17 protein-coding genes are annotated in these 15,962 nt (G+C 71.8%); 10 read left to right on the top strand and 7 right to left on the bottom strand.

Annotated elements, in window-relative coordinates:
* Positions 1–26: 26 nt before the first annotated feature.
* The 3 genes from WFK95_RS14955 to msrA are packed head-to-tail and all read left to right on the top strand — an operon-like array spanning position 27 to position 2,460.
* Positions 27–1,394, top strand: coding sequence for an FAD-dependent oxidoreductase (locus WFK95_RS14955; RefSeq protein WP_224649433.1), 1,368 nt, complete (start codon positions 27–29; stop codon positions 1,392–1,394).
* Entirely contained in the window at positions 1,391–1,879 is a 489-nt protein-coding gene (locus WFK95_RS14950; RefSeq protein ID WP_374201347.1) for a GNAT family N-acetyltransferase, read from the top strand. The genes WFK95_RS14955 and WFK95_RS14950 overlap by 4 nt, the downstream gene beginning before the upstream one ends.
* 44 nt (positions 1,880–1,923) lie before the next feature.
* Positions 1,924–2,460 carry a peptide-methionine (S)-S-oxide reductase MsrA gene (gene msrA, locus WFK95_RS14945; protein WP_224649435.1) on the top strand — a complete coding sequence of 179 codons (537 nt, stop codon included), beginning with the start codon at positions 1,924–1,926 and terminating at the stop codon, positions 2,458–2,460.
* Here the strand turns inward: msrA and WFK95_RS14940 are convergent.
* Genes WFK95_RS14940 through aroA form a run of 3 tightly spaced genes read right to left on the bottom strand, consistent with a single transcriptional unit; the run spans position 2,403 to position 5,968 of the window.
* Positions 2,403–3,647, bottom strand: coding sequence for a glycosyltransferase (locus WFK95_RS14940; protein ID WP_224649437.1), 1,245 nt, complete (start codon positions 3,645–3,647; stop codon positions 2,403–2,405). The two genes, msrA and WFK95_RS14940, sit on opposite strands and share 58 nt — an antisense overlap.
* 35 nt (positions 3,648–3,682) lie before the next feature.
* A complete protein-coding gene (gene rsgA / locus WFK95_RS14935; RefSeq protein ID WP_224649439.1) occupies positions 3,683–4,675 on the bottom strand; it encodes a ribosome small subunit-dependent GTPase A in 993 nt (330 codons plus the stop codon).
* Between the two features lie 3 nt (positions 4,676–4,678).
* On the bottom strand, positions 4,679–5,968 hold the full coding sequence (gene aroA / locus WFK95_RS14930) for a 3-phosphoshikimate 1-carboxyvinyltransferase (RefSeq protein ID WP_224649442.1): 1,290 nt from the start codon (positions 5,966–5,968) through the stop codon (positions 4,679–4,681).
* 69 nt (positions 5,969–6,037) lie between these two features.
* Here aroA and WFK95_RS14925 point away from each other — a divergent pair, with 69 nt between their 5' ends.
* The 6 genes from WFK95_RS14925 (at position 6,038) to WFK95_RS14900 (ending at position 10,358) form a co-directional block, all read left to right on the top strand.
* Positions 6,038–6,907 carry a hypothetical protein gene (locus WFK95_RS14925; RefSeq protein WP_224649444.1) on the top strand — a complete coding sequence of 290 codons (870 nt, stop codon included), beginning with the start codon at positions 6,038–6,040 and terminating at the stop codon, positions 6,905–6,907.
* Positions 6,908–6,940: 33 nt separating this feature from the next.
* The gene (gene soxR / locus WFK95_RS14920) at positions 6,941–7,393 is read left to right on the top strand and encodes a redox-sensitive transcriptional activator SoxR (RefSeq protein ID WP_224649446.1); all 453 of its coding nucleotides are present in this window, start codon (positions 6,941–6,943) and stop codon (positions 7,391–7,393) included.
* Between the two features lie 41 nt (positions 7,394–7,434).
* On the top strand, positions 7,435–8,199 hold the full coding sequence (locus tag WFK95_RS14915; protein ID WP_336671147.1) for an SOS response-associated peptidase: 765 nt from the start codon (positions 7,435–7,437) through the stop codon (positions 8,197–8,199).
* 67 nt (positions 8,200–8,266) lie between these two features.
* Positions 8,267–8,590, top strand: a complete 324-nt coding sequence (locus tag WFK95_RS14910; protein WP_336671146.1) for a hypothetical protein — start codon at positions 8,267–8,269, stop codon at positions 8,588–8,590.
* Between the two features lie 8 nt (positions 8,591–8,598).
* A complete protein-coding gene (locus WFK95_RS14905; protein WP_336671145.1) occupies positions 8,599–8,775 on the top strand; it encodes a hypothetical protein in 177 nt (58 codons plus the stop codon).
* A gap of 173 nt (positions 8,776–8,948) precedes the next feature.
* On the top strand, positions 8,949–10,358 hold the full coding sequence (locus tag WFK95_RS14900; RefSeq protein WP_336671144.1) for a serine hydrolase domain-containing protein: 1,410 nt from the start codon (positions 8,949–8,951) through the stop codon (positions 10,356–10,358).
* A 96-nt stretch (positions 10,359–10,454) separates the two neighbouring features.
* Here the strand turns inward: WFK95_RS14900 and WFK95_RS14895 are convergent, their stop codons facing one another.
* Positions 10,455–11,807 carry an NAD-dependent succinate-semialdehyde dehydrogenase gene (locus WFK95_RS14895; RefSeq protein ID WP_224649454.1) on the bottom strand — a complete coding sequence of 451 codons (1,353 nt, stop codon included), beginning with the start codon at positions 11,805–11,807 and terminating at the stop codon, positions 10,455–10,457.
* A gap of 81 nt (positions 11,808–11,888) precedes the next feature.
* Positions 11,889–12,281: a VOC family protein gene (locus WFK95_RS14890; protein WP_336671143.1), complete on the bottom strand. Its 393-nt coding sequence runs from the start codon at positions 12,279–12,281 to the stop codon at positions 11,889–11,891.
* 59 nt (positions 12,282–12,340) lie between these two features.
* Between WFK95_RS14890 and WFK95_RS14885 the strand changes: the two genes are divergently transcribed.
* Complete coding sequence (locus tag WFK95_RS14885) at positions 12,341–13,003, top strand: helix-turn-helix domain-containing protein (protein ID WP_336671142.1); 663 nt, start codon at positions 12,341–12,343, stop codon at positions 13,001–13,003.
* A gap of 64 nt (positions 13,004–13,067) precedes the next feature.
* On the opposite strand, the gene WFK95_RS14880 is transcribed toward WFK95_RS14885, so the two are convergent.
* Positions 13,068–15,179 carry an SDR family oxidoreductase gene (locus WFK95_RS14880; RefSeq protein ID WP_336671141.1) on the bottom strand — a complete coding sequence of 704 codons (2,112 nt, stop codon included), beginning with the start codon at positions 15,177–15,179 and terminating at the stop codon, positions 13,068–13,070.
* Between the two features lie 66 nt (positions 15,180–15,245).
* The gene (ybaK, locus tag WFK95_RS14875; protein ID WP_336671304.1) at positions 15,246–15,734 is read right to left on the bottom strand and encodes a Cys-tRNA(Pro) deacylase; all 489 of its coding nucleotides are present in this window, start codon (positions 15,732–15,734) and stop codon (positions 15,246–15,248) included.
* Positions 15,735–15,962 lie beyond the last annotated feature (228 nt).

Raw genomic sequence — 15,962 nt, 5'->3', positions numbered from 1 at the left:
CGCCGTCCGTTTCGGGAGTGTTGTTGATGAAGCCCTTGCGCGTCGCGATCGTGGGTTCCGGCCCGTCGGGATTCTTCGCCGCCGGGAACCTGTTGGAGCAGGATGACGTCGAGGTGCAGGTCGACGTCTTCGACCGGCTCCCCACGCCCTTCGGCCTGGTCCGCTACGGCGTCGCGCCCGATCATCCCGCGATCAAGTCGGTCACCAAGATCTTCGACCGCACCGCGCAGCACGAGAACTTCCGCTACTTCGGCAACGTCGAGGTGGCCACCGACATCCAGGCCGCCGAGCTGGCGCAGTGGTACGACGCCGTGATCTACGCGATCGGCGCGTCGGGCGGCCGCCGCCTCGAGGTCGACGGTGCCTGGCTGCCCGGCAACCACCCGTCGAGCGACTTCGTGGGCTGGTACAACGGCCACCCCGACCGCCGCGACCTCGACGTCGACCTGGGCGTCGAGCGGGCCGTCGTGATCGGCAACGGGAACGTCGCGCTCGACGCGGCGCGCATCCTCGTCACCGATACGGACAAGCTCTCCGGCACCGACATGGCCGAGCACGCCCTCGAGGCGCTGCACGGCTCCTCGGTGCGCGAGGTCGTCGTCCTGGGCCGGCGCGGCGCCGAGCAGGCCGCGTTCACCCCCTCCGAGGTCGCCGAGCTGGGCAAGCTGCCCGGCGTCGACGTCATCGTCGACCCCGCCGACGTTCCCGCCGAGGACAAGGAGCGCGACAAGGCCCGCCCGCCGGTCGAGCGCAACAACCTCAAGCAGCTGCGGAAGCTGGCCGCCCAGGAGCCGACCGGCGCGGACCGGCGGATCGTGCTGAAGTTCCTGCGCTCCGTGGTCGGCATCGGCGGCGAGGGGCGCGTGCGCACCGTCTCCGTGGCCACCAACGAACTCGTCGCGGGCGACGACGGCTGCGTCGAAGCGCAGCCCACCGGCGCCGTCGCCGAGCACGAAGCCGGCCTGGTCATCCACGCCGTCGGCTACCACGGCACGCCCATCCCCGGCATCCCGTTCGACACGGAGCGGGGCGTCTTCCGCAACGCCGACAGCCGGATCGTCGGCTACGACGGTGCGCCCCTGCCGGGCCACTACGTGGTCGGCTGGATCAAGCGCGGACCGTCGGGCGTGATCCCCACCAACCGCGACTGCGCGCGCGACACCGTCTCGGTGCTGCTCGCCGACGTCGCGGCGGGCAAGCTCGAGCGCAGCGAGTTCGACGGCGCCCAGGTCGAGAAGTTCATCGTCGACCGCGCGCCGAACCTCGTGGAGTACGACGGCTGGATGGCCATCGACGCGCACGAGACCGCCCTCGCCGAGGAGGACGCGCGCCCCCGGGTGAAGCTGACCAGCGTCGACGCCATGATCGACGCGGCGCAGGCCGCCGCGGAGTGATCGCCCGCGCGGACTTCGCCGACCCGGCGCTCGCCGCGTTCCTCGCCGCGCACCACGCGGACATGGCGCCGACCGCGCCGCCGGAGAGCCAGCACGCGCTCGGCCTCGACGAGCTGCGGGCGCCCCACGTCCGGTTGTGGACCTGCCACGACGACGGCGCACTCGTGGGGACGGTCGCGCTGGCCGCACTCGAGCCCGGGCACGAGGAACTCAAGTCGATGCGCACCGCGCCGCACGTGCGCGGGCGGGGGATCGGGCGCCGGCTCCTGGCCTTCGCCCTCGACGACGCCCGGTCCCGCGGCGTGCGGCGGATCTCGCTGGAGACGGGCAGCCAGGACTTCTTCGCCCCCGCGCGGACCCTGTACGCGGCGCACGGCTTCGTCCCCTGCGGACCGTTCGGCGGCTACGTCGACGACCCGAACAGCGCCTACCTCACCCGAGTGCTGGGAGTACCGTCGGAATCGTGCGAGGCACGGCGGTGTTGAAGCGATTGGCGGGAGCACTGGTCTCCCGGCGGAAGGAGCTGCGCATGACTGACAACGGCACCATCACCACGGTCCCCGGCCGCGAGACCGCGGTCCTGGCGGGCGGATGTTTCTGGGGCATGCAGGATCTGATCCGCAAGCAGCCCGGCATCGAGAGCACCCGCGTGGGCTACACGGGCGGCGCGAACGAGCACGCGACCTACCGCAACCACCCGGGCCACGCGGAGGCCGTCGAGATCGTCTTCGACCCCGCGAAGACCAGCTACCGGGACGTGCTCGAGTTCTTCTTCCAGATCCACGACCCGTCCACCGTCGACCGGCAGGGCAACGACGTGGGCTCGAGCTACCGCTCGGCGATCTTCCCGCTCAGCGACGAGCAGGAGCGCGTCGCCCGCGACACCATCGCCGACGTCGACGCCTCCGGCCTGTGGCCGGGCAAGGCCGTGACCACGATCGAGGCGGTGGGCCCGTTCTGGCAGGCCGAGCCGGAGCACCAGGACTACCTGGAGAAGTACCCGGACGGCTACACCTGCCACTTCCCGCGCCCGGGCTGGAAGCTGCCCAAGCGCGCCTCCGCGTAGCGGGTCGACGGCTCGGCGAGCGAGGCAGGGAAGGCCGAGAGGTCGGGGAGTGCCTGTGTACGGCGCGCGAAGCGCTGTGCGTTCCGCCGGTACGCGGGGTCGGCCAGGATCTTCGTGGTGGCCGAAGCGATCTCCTCGGCCGACGCCGTTGCCGGATCGAGCGCGATACCGGCACCGAGGCGCTCGACCTGTGCCGAGTTGCCGGGGTGATCCCCGAACAGGGGGAGCAGCACCGCCGGTACGCCTGCCTGCAGCGATTCGCGAACCCCGTTGAAACCGCCGTGCGAGATGAAGACGTCGCACGTCGAGAGGATCGTCTGCTGATCGACGAAGTCGGTGACGACCACGTTGGCGGGCGGATTCGGGACCGGATGCGATCCGACCGCCACCACGGCGCGCACGTCGAGTGCGCCCAGTGCCTGCACGATGCGGTCCAGGAGCACGCCGCCGATGCCGATCCGCGGCGCGACCGAGCCGAGGCTCGCCAGCACCAGCGGTCCGTCGGCGGGTAGATCCGCGATCGCGGCGTCGAGCGGCGCGTGTGTGCGGGGTCCGGGCCGGAAGCAGTGCACGTGCTCGACGGGCCGCCCGGGCGGGTAGAAGTCGAGTGGGGTCTGTGCGATCCGTGGCGCGCTCGGCGGCTCGGCGACCTCGGGCAGGTCGTGCGCGCGGCGGACCTCGTTGAGGACCGCGAGCAGCTCCGGCGCGCGTTCGTCGAGCATCGGCGCCACGTCGAGGACGGCCTCGCGGCAGCCGAGCTTCTCCGCGACGAGGTGACCGCCGAACTCGGTGTTGTCGCGCAGGATCAGGTCGGGCACGGTGTCGCCGAGCGCGTCGAGGAGCGCCGTCGCCGCGCGGTGCGCGAGGACGCCGATGAAGGCGCGTGCCGAGAGGAGGACCGAGGACGTCGGCAGCGACCCGCCGATCGGTGGCAGCGACGCGGGCGGGGCGTAGCCGGTCACGGTGAAGTCGTCGGCGCGCAGCGCCGGGTCGGTCACGATCTCGCGGAGCTCGGGCACGCCGCGGAGCGGGAGCGCCTCGAATCCGTACTCCGTCACCAGATCCACGCCGGCGTCGGGGACGGCGATCGTCACCCTGTGGCCGGAATCCCGGAGTGCCGACGCCGCGGGCAGGACGAACGGGACCAGGTGCGAGTAACCGGCTACACCGGTGATCAAGATGTTCACGTAACTAACGATATAGGAGTCGGGCCCCGCCGCGCTCAGGCCCAGTCGGGGGTGGCGGTCAGGTCGGCCAGCAGGCCGCGGACCGCCATCGCCCGACGGTGCGCCGTCCCCTCCAGCCGGTCCAGCGCGCACTCGGGGTCGGCGGGCGGCCCCTGGTGGGTGCAGCCGCGCGGGCAGTCCTCCACGGCTTCGGCGAGGTCGGGGAACGCGGCGACCACGTCGTCGATGGAGATGTGCGCGAGGCCGAAGCTGCGGATGCCGGGGGTGTCGACGACCCAGCCGCCGTCGGGCAGCCACAGTGCGACCGACTGGGTGGACGTGTGCCGCCCCTTGCCGACCCCCGAGACCACGCCGACCGCCCGATTGGCATCGGGGACGAGGCGGTTGACCAGCGTCGACTTGCCGACGCCGCTGTGCCCGATGAGCGCGGTGACGCGGCCGGTGAGGAGGTCGTGCGCGGCGTCCAGCGGATCGTCGCGGCCGGCGGCGATCACCGTGAGGTCGAGGTCGGCGAAGGCGGCGGTGAACTCCTCCGCGTCGGCGAGGTCGCCCTTGGTCAGGCACAGGACCGGGGTGAGGCCGCCCGCGTAGGCGGCGATGAGGGTGCGCTCGACGAAGCCGGTCCGCGGCGGCGGGTCGGCCAGGGCCGTGACGATGAGGAGCTGGTGCGCGTTCGCGACCACGATCCGCTCGTAGGGGTCGGTGTCGTCGGCCGTGCGGCGCAGCACCGTCGACCGCTCGTCGACCCGGACGATGCGTGCGAGCGTGTCCTTGCGGCCCGTCAGGTCGCCGACGACGCCCACGGAGTCGCCCACCACGATGGGGGAGCGGCCCAGTTCGCGGGCCCGCATGGCGACGATGATCCGTTCGGGGTCGCCGCCGAGGGCGCAGCCCCACCGCCCGCGGTCGACGGAGACCACCATCGCCGTCTCGGCGTCGCTGTGGTCGGGCCGGTTCTTGGTGCGCGGCCGACTGCTCTTGCCCGGGCGCACCCGGACATCGGTCTCGTCGTACTCGCGCTTACCCAAGGCTCACGATTCGCCGCCGAGCAGCGTGTGCCAGAGGGCCGGGAAGTCGGGCATCGTCTTGGACGTGGCCGCGATGTCCTCCACCTGCACACCCTCGGTGACCAGGCCGAGGATCGCGCCCGCGGTCGACATCCGGTGGTCGGCGTAGCTGTGCCAGACGCCGCCGTGCAGCGTCGCGGGCTCGATGTGCAGGCCGTCCTCGGTCTCGGTGCAGCGCCCGCCGAGGTTCGTGATCTCGGTGGTCAGGGCCGCCAGGCGATCGGTCTCGTGGCCGCGCAGGTGCGCGATGCCGCGCAGGTGCGACGGCGAGTCCGCCAGGGCGGCCAGCGCCGCAACCGTGGGCGTGAGCTCGCCGATGTCGCGCAGGTCCCAGTCGACGCCGTGCAGCGCACCGGTGCCGCGGGCCGTCAGCGCACCGTCGGCGTGCGTGACCTCGGCGCCCATCGCGGCGAGGATATCGGCGAACTGGACGCCCGGCTGGGTGGACTGCGGGTTCCAGTGCGGGACGGTCACGGCGCCGCCGGTGACCGCGGCCGCCGCGAGGAAGACGGTGGCGTTCGAGAGGTCCGGTTCGACGGTCCAGTCGTGCCCGCGGAGCCCGCCCGGCGCGACGCGCCAGGTGTTCGGCTCGGAGGTGTCCACGTCGGCGCCTGCGGCGCGCAGCATGTCGACGGTCATCTCGATGTGCGGCATCGACGGCACGGGCTTCCCGTCGTGGTGCACGACGACGCCCTCGGCGAAGCTCGGGCCGCTCAGCAGCAGGCCGGAGACGAACTGCGAGCTCGCGGAGGCGTCGATGGTGACGGCACCGCCGCGGATCGGGCCGTCGCCGTGCACGGTGAAGGGCAGCCCGTCCCCGTCGATGCGGGCGCCGAGCCCGCGCAGCGCGTCGAGGACGGTGCCCAGGGGCCGGGTCCGGGCCTGCGGGTCACCGTCGAATTCGACGGTGCCGCGCGCCCCGGCGGCGAGCGGCGGGAGGAAGCGCATGACGGTGCCGGCGAGGCCGCAGTCGACCGTGCCGCCGTGCAATTCACCGCCGGTGACCGCAACTGTGGTGTCGGTAACGAAGTCGACGCGCGCGCCGAGCGCGGTCAGCGCCCCCGCCATGAGGTCGGTGTCGCGGCTGCGGAGGGTGTTCGTCAGCGTCGACCGCGACGGGGCCTGCGCGGCAAGGACGTACGCGCGATTGGTGATCGATTTCGAGCCGGGGAGGGCGACGGTGCCCGTCACCGGACCTGCGGCGAAGGGCGCGGGCCAAAGCTCCAACTGCTCCACGCGCACATCCTTGCACATGAGGGTGGCCTCACCGCGTGCTACCTTGCTGGGCGAAACAGGTCAGGTCATCACCGCCGGGAGATCTCGATGAAGCGCACTCGTACGTTCGTGGGCAGGACCGTCGTGTCCGTCGCCGCCGTCGCCACCCTTGCGGGTGTCCTCGCACCGGCCGCGTCGGCCGATCCCAAGCCCGGCGATCCGAAGCCGGCCGCCGCGCCGACCAACAAGGCGGGCGAGCTGATCATCGGCTCCGGCAACCTCCCCGACGGCATGAGCTTCGGCGGTGCGGTGCTGTCCGGTGCCGCCGCCGGCTGGAACGGCGCGTGGGCGTCGCTGAACCGTGCGGCCGTCACGCCGGCCGAGTGCAAGGTGCTGTACGCGGGCCTGCCCATCCCCAAGGGCACCGACACCGCGCAGACCAACGGCTCCACCCGCGGCGTGAACTGGTCGATGGTGGTCTCGAAGTTCGCCATGGACGTCGCCCCGCTGCGCGCCGCGCTGCCCAAGTGCGGCACCTTCAAGGCCGTCCGCGACGGCGCCACCACCGAGGTCAGCGTGCGCTCGATCGCGGTCACCGGCGCGCCCGACGGCCTGGGCCTGGAGTTCACCACCAAGACCAAGCGCGGCAACCAGGTCGAGTACCTGCAGTCGCGGCAGTACACCGCTGTCGTCAACGGCGTCACCATGTCGCTGCGCGGCGGCCGCCAGTCCCGCGAGCCCGCGCCCTTCGTCGGCGCCGACGACCAGCTGGCCGTCGACCTGCTGGGCGTGCAGGTCGCCATCCTGAAGAACCCGCCGAAGCCCGCGGTCGCCGCCCCGGCGCCCGCCGCGAGCGGTTCCGCCAAGCCGGCCGCCCCGGCCGCGTCCGCGAAGCCGGGCGCACCGTCGGCGAAGCCCGCCGCCCCGGCCGCGAAGCCGGCTGCTGCGTCGTCTTCGGCGGCGAAGCCCGCGCGCTGATCCCTGAACTAACGTTCAGGTAGTCTCGACGGGGTGGAGACCACCCGGGAGTTCAGCGTCGGCCAACTGTCCGCGCGCAGCGGCGTCGCGGTGTCCGCGCTGCACTTCTACGAGCGTGAGGGCCTGATCTCCGCGCGGCGTACCTCCGGCAACCAACGGAGGTACCCGCGGGAGATGCTGCGCCGCGTCGCTTTCATCCGGATCAGCCACCGCGTGGGCATCCCCCTCGCCACGATCCGCGACGCCCTCGCCGAGCTGCCCGACGGCCGCACGCCGACGAAGGCGGACTGGGAGCGGCTGTCGCGGCATTGGCACGACGACCTCTCGCACCGGATCGACGAGCTCACCCGGTTGCGCGACAACCTGACCGACTGCATCGGCTGCGGCTGCCTGTCGATGGCCTCCTGCGCCCTCGCGAACCCCCACGACGCCCTCGCCACCACCGGCGCCGGCCCGCGCCGCGTCTTCGACGAGTTCCAGGCCTGACGCGGCCCGAACCTGTCGGTGCACCGTCGTACCCTGGGGGCATGTGCGGACGCTACGCGGTGACCACCGATCCGGCGCTGTTGGCGGCGGAGATCGACGCGGAGGACGAGACGGAAGGCACGGAGCTCGACGTGCCCGGCTTCAACGTCGCGCCCACGACGAACATCGTCACCGTCGTCTCCCGGCATTCGCGGGAGGCTCCGGACGATCCCGCCACGCGGCGGCTGCGGGCCATGCGGTGGGGGCTGCTCCCGCACTGGCAGAAGACGTTGAGCGGCCCGCCGCTGTTCAACGCGCGGGCGGAGTCCGTCGACGAGAAGCCCGCCTTCCGCACCGCGATCAAGTCCAAGCGCTGCCTGATCCCGATGGACGGCTGGTACGAGTGGCAACTGCTCGAGGACCCGGAGCTGGTGAAGAAGCCGCGCAAGCAGCCCACGTACCTCACCCCGGTCGACGGGACGCGCATGTACATCGCCGGGCTGTGGTCCGTGTGGCGGCCCGCCGGCGCGGGGCTGGACGTGCCGCCCACGCTGTCGGCGACGGTGCTGACCACCGACGCGGTCGGCCCGCTGCGCGCCGTGCACGACCGGATGCCGCTGGTCCTCACGCCCGACGCCTTCGACGAGTGGCTGAACCCCGACGGCCCGGTCGACCCGGCGCTGCTCCGCCCGCCCGCCCTCGAGGTGGCCGAACGGATCGAGATCCGCCCGGTGTCCGCCCTGGTCAACGCGGTCGCCAATACCGGCCCCGAGCTGATCGAGCGCGTCGAGCCGGGCAGTGAACCGGGCCAGCTGAGCCTGCTGTAGCGGACGTGTCGGTGGCCCGCGCTAGCGTGCGAGCCATCGAGTTGAATCGAACCTTGGGGGAGGGGCGATGGCGACACCGCATTGGGTGATTCTCGTGGTGGCGATCCTGACTGCGGGAGGCGTGCTGGCCACGCTGTGGCAGAAGCAGCGGTCGGAACAGATCGACTGCGCGCTGAAGGCGAAACATGAGGCGAGAGTCGAATGGTGGCGGAGATTTCAGTGGGCGGCTGAGCATGCGGCCGGCCTCGGAAACGTCGAGAGTCGAGTGACGGGTCGCATTGTCATGACCGAGCTGATTCGATCGCCACTGATCACAGCGAGTGAACGCGACATCGCTCGGGCTGTGGCGGCCGGCCCGCAGCTGGGCGATAATCGGAAGAAGCGAAAGTGAGGTGCGACGTGACGGACCTTGAGCAGAGCGCGCGTGATCGCGATGAGGCGGACTTCTTCCTGCGGGGGCAGTCGGACGAAGAGCGTATGTACAGCGCGCGGATCATCGTCGAGCTCGACCGCCAGGAGGGGAAGAAGACTCCGCAGTGGGTGATCGACGTCGCGGAAGGGCGGCTCCTGTCCTGAGTCGAGGCGCTCGGAGTCACCACCGAGACGGCGCTCTGACGGCCGGCCGAATCCTTCCAGTGCGCTCGTAACCCCACGGGGCGGGCGCAGAAGGTGGTGACTTCCTCCAACCCGTGATGTTCGAGCAGTCCCGGTGCCCCACGGGAGCCGGGACAGGCGGATAGGGTGCGGCCATGACGGAACCCTCGCACCGGTCCGCGGCAGCCGATCGGGCGCTCAACAATTCCCCACCCGCGCTTTCGGATCAAACCAGAGCGAGATTGAACCAGCGATTGCGCCAAGGGCAAAGGGACGGCCGGTTGCCGAGTCTGGTGGCGGGGGTCTTCGCCGCAGGGGTGCCGCTGTGGACCGGTGCGTGCGGCTCGATAGACGGTCGTCCTGGCGGCGTGGATGCGAGTCCGGAGTTCGGGTACCGGATCGGGTCGATCACCAAGACCTTTGTCGCGGTGTCGGTGTTGCGGCTGGCGGCGGCCGGGGCGATCGAGCTGGACGATTCGATCCGGGACCGTCTCCCGGAACTCCCCGGGGAGTTCGGCCCGGTGACGACGACGTCGTTGCTGACCCACACCAGTGGGCTGCCTGCCGAGATCGCGGGTCAGTGGTGGGAGCGGGTGCCCGGGATGAGCTGGGCGCAATTGGCGCCCACTCTGCGTCGGCTTACCCCGGTCGGTCAGAAATTTCACTACAGCAACGCCGGTTTCGCCGTCCTTGGCGAATTGATCCATCGGGTGAGTGGGCAGACGTGGTGGAAGGTGGTGCAGACCGAGCTGCTGGGGCCGCTGGGGATGACCAGTACCCGGTATCTTCCCGATGACCGATGCGTGCCCGGCTGGGCGGTGCATCCGTTCCTCGATCTGATCCAGGCCGAACCGGCCGAGGATGCTGCGGCCGCGGCCCCGGCCGGGCAGCTGTGGTCGACAGTCGCCGATCTGGCCCGGTGGGGAAGCTTCCTGGCCGATGGGGACGAGAAGATCCTCCCCAGCGAGTGGCACGAGCGGATGGTCACCCCGGTAGCGATCCACGATGCTCCGGATCAGCCGTGGGTTGGAGCTCACGGGCTGGGTGTGGAGGTGTTCAACCACGACGGGGATCGAAGGATCGGGCACGGTGGTTCGATGCCCGGGTTCTTGGCCGGCTTGGCGGTTCGACCGAACGGACTCGGGGTGACCGTGCTGGCCAATGCGACCACCGGGCTGGAGCGCAGGCTCGCCGCCGACCTGCTCGAGATCGCCACCGACGGCTGGCTGCCTGAGATCGCCCCCTGGCAGGCGGATCAGTCCCAGCGGGAGGTCATCGAGTTGGCCGGGCTCTGGTACTGGGGCACCACCCCGGTGCTGTTCCGGGCGTGGGCTCAGGGGTGCGAGCTGGTGCCGGTCGGAGTCGGCCGCGGGGCCAGGTTCCGGGCCACGGGTCCCGGCGAGTGGCTCGGCCTGGACGGGTACTACGCAGGGGAGCTGCTGCGGGTTCTGTCCGGAGGGGCGGGCCAGCCGGTGTTGGACTGTGGCACCTTCCGATTCACCCGGACCCCGTACGACCCGGACGGGGATACCCCGGGGCGGCTGGATCAGCAGGGCTGGCACTAGCTCTCGTTCGGCCCTGCGGAGCCACCGCGGTGGCCTGCGGGAAGCAGGACGGCTCCCGGCCCTGGACCTGCCGGGACCGGGGACCGCCCCGTCGACCTACTTGATGGTGCGGATCAGCTTCTTGTTGAGGAACTCCTCGATGCCCAGCGGGCCCATCTCGCGGCCGAAGCCGGAGCGCTTGACGCCGCCGAAGGGAAGCTCGGCGCCCTCGGCGAGCACGCCGTTGACGAAGACCATGCCGGCCTGGATGCCGTCGGCGATGCGGGCGGCCTGCTCCGGGTCGGTGGTGAAGACGTAGGAGCCGAGGCCGAACGGGGTGTCGTTCGCGAGCGCCAGCGCCTCGCCCTCGCCCGCCACGCGGTAGACGGTGGCGACGGGCCCGAACAGCTCCTGCCGGAACGCCGGGTTGTCCTCGGTGACGTTCGTGAGCACGGCGGGCGGGAAGAAGGCGCCGTCGCGGCGGCCCTCGATGGCGAGGTTCGCCCCGGCCTCCACGGCCTGATTGACCTGCTGCTCCAGCCCGATCGCCGCTCGTTCGGAGGACAGCGGCGCGATCCCGTCGCCGGCGGCGAGCAGCTTGCCGGTGAACTTCGCGAGGAAGTCGTCGTAGAGGTCGGCGTGCACGATGAACCGCTTCGCCGCGTTGCAGGACTGGCCGGTGTTGTCGAGGCGGCCGGCGACGGCGGCGTCGACGGTCGCGTCCAGGTCGTCCGTCGAGAGCACGATGAACGGGTCCGAGCCGCCCAGCTCCAGCACGCACTTCTTGAGGTTGCGGCCGGCGACCTCCGCGACCGCGGCGCCGGCGCGCTCCGAGCCGGTCAGCGAGACCGCGGCGACCCGCGGGTCGGCGATGATGTCCGCCGCCTGCTCGTTGCTGACGCGGATGTTGACGTACGCGCCCGAGGGCAGGCCCGCCTCGTCGAAGATCAGCTGCATCGCCTCGGCCGACTCGGGGCACTGCGGCGCGTGCTTGAGCAGGATCGTGTTGCCCGCGGCCAGGTTCGGGCCGGCGAACCGCGCCACCTGGTAGTAGGGGAAGTTCCACGGCATGATCCCGAACAGCACGCCGATGGGGGAGCGGCGGATCACCGCGGTGCCGTCACCCTCGAGCAGATCCAGCGGCTGGTCGGCGAGGAACTTCTCCGCGTTGTCGGCGTAGTAGGTGTAGATCGCGGCGGAGAAGTCGACCTCGCCGAGCGCGTCCTCGAGCGGCTTGCCCATCTCCCGCTGGATGATCCCGGCGAGCATCTCGCGGCGCTCGGTGTGCAGCTCCGCGACGCGGCGCACCAGGGCGGCCCGCTCGGAGACCGTCGACTGCTGCGGCCACGTCCGCGCGGCGCGCGACGCCGCGTCGATCGCCGCCTCGACCTCGGCGGGCTCCGCGGTGGGGTACGTCTGCAGCACCTCGCCGGTGGCGGGGTCGGTCACGGCGTACTGGATGTCGGGCATCGTCGGATCTCCTTGTGGGGGACGGGAACGGTTCGCCTCCCACGATAGGCACCTTCGACGGCGCCCGCGCCCGGTCCGCGACTACTGCCAGGCGAAGAGCTGAACCTGGTAGCCGTCGGGGTCGAGGACGCCCGCGTAGCGCTGCCCCCACGGCGCGTCGAACGGGTCCATGGCGCTCGGGCTGCCCGCGGCGACGAGCTCGGCGTGCACCTCGTCGACCACGGCGGGCGACGCGCACTTGACGCACAGCGTCGCATTCTGTCCCGGCTGCTTGACCCAGCCGGGCTCCATCGTGCGGATCACCGCGACGGAGTCCCACATCAGCCGCATCCCGCCGGGCAGCTCCGCCTCCACGTGCGGCTGCTCCTCGGCGCCGTCGGGGATGTCGAGTCCGAGCCTCCGGTAGAAGGCGAGGGATGCGGGCAGGTCCTCGGCAACCATGCCGATCGCGTCGAAACGCAGTCGCTCTGTCATGCCGCCACGGTATGTCGCGCCGCGGCCCGCGTCTTGAACGTTTCGGACATACTCGAACGGTGTACAGCGAGTGGCCGTCGTCGGTCCCCGGGGCTATCCGGTGGACCTCGGTGGGCAGCGCGGCGCCGGCGCTGATCCTGCCGGACGGGTGCATGGACGTCATCGTCGTCGACGGTGCGCCGATCGTCGCGGGCCCGGACGCCGTCGCCGCCCGGACGACCGGATACGACGGTGCGCGGCTCGACGGCCTGCGCTTCCCCTCCGGGATGCTGCCGCAGCTGTTGGGGATCGCCGCCGACGAGCTCACCGGGCGGCGCGTCGACCTCGCGGACATCCTGTCGCCCAGGCGGATTCCGCGCACCGTCGATCCGGAGGCGATCGCGGCCGCGCTCCTCGACGGGGTCGAGTTGGACCGGCGGATCGGCGCGGTCGCGGTCCGGCTGCGGGCGGGCCGCACCGTCGGGGATGTCGCGGCGGAGACGGGGCTCGACGAGCGGGCGCTGCACCGCCTGGCCCGGCGGTCCTTCGGCTACGGCCCCAAGACCCTCGCGCGGATCCAGCGCTTCCAGCGGGCCGTCGGGCCGATCCGCGCGGGCCGCGCGCTGGCCGAGGTGGCGGCCGCGTCGGGCTACGCCGACCAGGCCCACCTGACCCGGGAGGTCCGCGCCCTCGCGGGCTGCACGCCGCGGGCGTTGGTGGCTCCTGACCGTGTGCACCGTTGACCACCTCACGTGTGGTCGACGGTGCACACGCGCCGGTGCGCAGCCGCTGTCGGCCGCGGAGCGTCTACCAGTTGATGCCGGGGATCCGATTGAGCGTCTTGCGCGCGATCCGGCGCAGGCCCTGATCGCCCGAGATGCCGAACAGGGGACTGACGGCGGCGGTGGAGATGTCCTTCGAGAGGTCCTTGGTCGCCGCGCCGGCCGCGGCGAGCCGGCCCCGCGGCGTGTCCACCTCGGCCACATCGACTTCGACGACCTTGGCCGCCCCCTCCGTGTCGCCCTCGGGCTCCGGAAACAGGAGGTACCCCTGGTGTTGCGCCGCGGCGGCGATGCGCGGGGAGAGGAACTGGCCGAACTGGGCCAACGTGCCGAGCGGGGTGTCGATGCGGCGGGGCCGCTCGACGATGGCGCGCACCACGATCTGGCCGGCCTTCTCCACCGACAGCGCCATCGCGTTGTCGTAGGCGTCGGTCGGCTCGATCATGCGCGTGCGGGTGAGCGGCATGTGGATGTTGGTGAAGGTCACGTGGTCCGACATCGTCTCGGCCGCCGTGATATCGCTGAACGCCTCCAGCGCCGATTTCGAGGCGATGTACGCCGCGAACCGGGGGCCGCGCACCTGCACGCCGATGGAGGAGACGTTGACCACGTGCCCCGACTTGCGGGCGACCATGTGCGGCAACAGTTCCAGGATCAGGTACACGGCGCCGAAGTAGTTCACGGCCATGGTGCGCTGGTAGTCGTGCGCGCGGTCCACGGAATCGACGGTGGCCCGCCGGATGGACCGGCCGGCGCTGTTGACGAGCACGTCCACGTGGCCGTGCTCGGCGAGGATCTGGGCGACGGTGGTGCGCACGGCCTCCGGATCGGTGACGTCGCACTGGTACGCCCGGACGATGCCCTTGGGTACGCCGGGCATCCCGGGTTCGGCCTCGATCCGCAGCACCGCGTCGGCGAGGTCCTCGGGCTTGCGCGCGACGATGAAGACGTTGGCGCCCTTCAGGACCGCCTGCTTGGCCGCCTCGCGGCCGATGCCGGAGGAGCCGCCGGTGAGCAGGATGTGCTTGCCCACGAGCGGGCCGCGCGGGTCGTCGCGGCGGTTGCGCGACGGGTCCAGGTGCTCCGCCCAGTAGCGGAACAGCCGCGGCCCGTAGGATTTCAGGCGCGGCAGTGCCACGCCGTACCGGCTCAGCGCGCGGTGCGTGGCCTCCGAGTCGAACCGGGTGTTGTAGAACGGGTGGTCCAGGATCATCGGCGGCAGCCCCAACTGGCGCGCGATCGTGTCGCGGAGCGCCCGCACCTCGCCCCGGCGGCCGATCCGCGCCGCGAACTCGCCCAGCGGCGCGCTGGGGACCGGCAGTGTCTTCGGGCCGGAGAAGGCGGGGGCGATCGCGTCGTAGATCGTGGCCATGCTCTGGCCCTTGGGGTCCGCCAGGTGGTAGACGGTGCCGGGCGCCGGCGGCGCGGTGACCAGCGCGGCGATGCCCGCCGCGACGAAGTCCACGGGCACGATGTTCGTGTATCCGAGGTTGGCGAAGGGCACGTGCAGGTGGTGCGGGATGGTGCCCATCAGGCGCAGGAACGGGAAGAAGTAGTACGGCCCGTCGATCTTGTCGATCGCGCCCGTCATCGAATCGCCCACCACGATGGACGGCCGGTAGATCTGCCACGGCACCGCCGACTCGCGGACCAGGCGCTCGGCCTCGTACTTGGTGCGGTGGTACGGGGTGGGGAAGAACTGCGCGACGTCGAAGTCGGCCTCCGAGAACCACCCCTCGTGGTTGCCGGCGACGGCCAGCGAGGAGACGTGGTGCATCGTGGCGCCGAGCCGGCCCGCCAGCTCCAGGACGTTCCGCGTGCCCCCGACGTTGGTCAGCTCCTGCAGCTCCTCGGGGGCCTCCATGTCGTAGACGGCCGCGAGGTGGATCACGTGGTCGACGTGCTCGGGCAGGTCGCCCGGCGTGATGCCCAGGCCCGGCTCCACGACGTCGCCCGCGACCGGCACGACCTGGGGGGCGAGCTGGTGGCCCAGATCGGCGATGAGCCGCTCGAACCGGGGGAGGGAGGCGTCGCGCACCAGCAGATAGATGGTGGCGTCCCGGTCCGCGGCGGCGAGCCGCGCCACGACGGCACGGCCGATGAAGCCCGTCCCGCCCGTGACGAAGTAGCTGGCCATACCACGAACCTACTTTCCGCTGCGTCCGCCGCCAAACCCGGGCGGGCCGCTAGTCACCCCTGATTATCACGGCGCGGCGAGCGGCGCCACCGTCGCCGAGGTCGCGGCGACCAGGTCCGACGGTGCCAACTCGACCTCCAGGCCCCGTCGGCCCGCGGAGCAGAAGACGGTCTCGAAGCCGAGCGCGGACTCGTCGATCGCGGTCGGCAGGCGCTTGCGCTGCCCCAACGGGGAGACGCCGCCGAGCACGTAGCCGGTCACGCGCCGCACGTCGGCCGGGTCGGCCATCGCCGGGCGGTGCAGGCCCAGCGCGGCGCCCGCAGCCTTGAGGCTGAGCTTGCCCGACGTGGGCACGATCGCCACGGCGAGCTGCTTCCCGTCGTCGATGACCAGCGTCTTGAACACCCGCGCCGGGTCGTGCCCCAGCGCCTCCGCGGCCTCGCCGCCGAAGGACTCCGCCCGCGGGTCGTGCGCGTACTCGTGGATCCGGAACTCGATCCCCGCGGCTTGCAGCGCCGCGATCGCCGGCGTCGCCGCGGCGTTCTTCTTCCCCATCCGTTCAGTCAAGCAGGTCCCCCTCGGGTTCAGCGCGATGCGCGCGGACCAGCGGCGCGACCCGATTTCGCTCGAGCAGCACCCAATACCGACTCGGGTATGCGAGAACCGCATGACCCGATTCCCCTGCGGGGCTTCTACCTGGTGTTTCGAGGGTATGCGTCGCCCGCATACCCTCGCGGGAAGGTCACCCGCCCCGCCGGTCCGGCGACGGCCCGGATCGCGGCG

It is taken from the genome of Tsukamurella sp. USMM236 (assembly GCF_037148755.1).
Taxonomy (GTDB): domain Bacteria; phylum Actinomycetota; class Actinomycetes; order Mycobacteriales; family Mycobacteriaceae; genus Tsukamurella.
The sequence above is the reverse complement of the archived record's forward strand: the minus strand, read 5'-3'. Positions and strand labels throughout refer to the sequence as shown.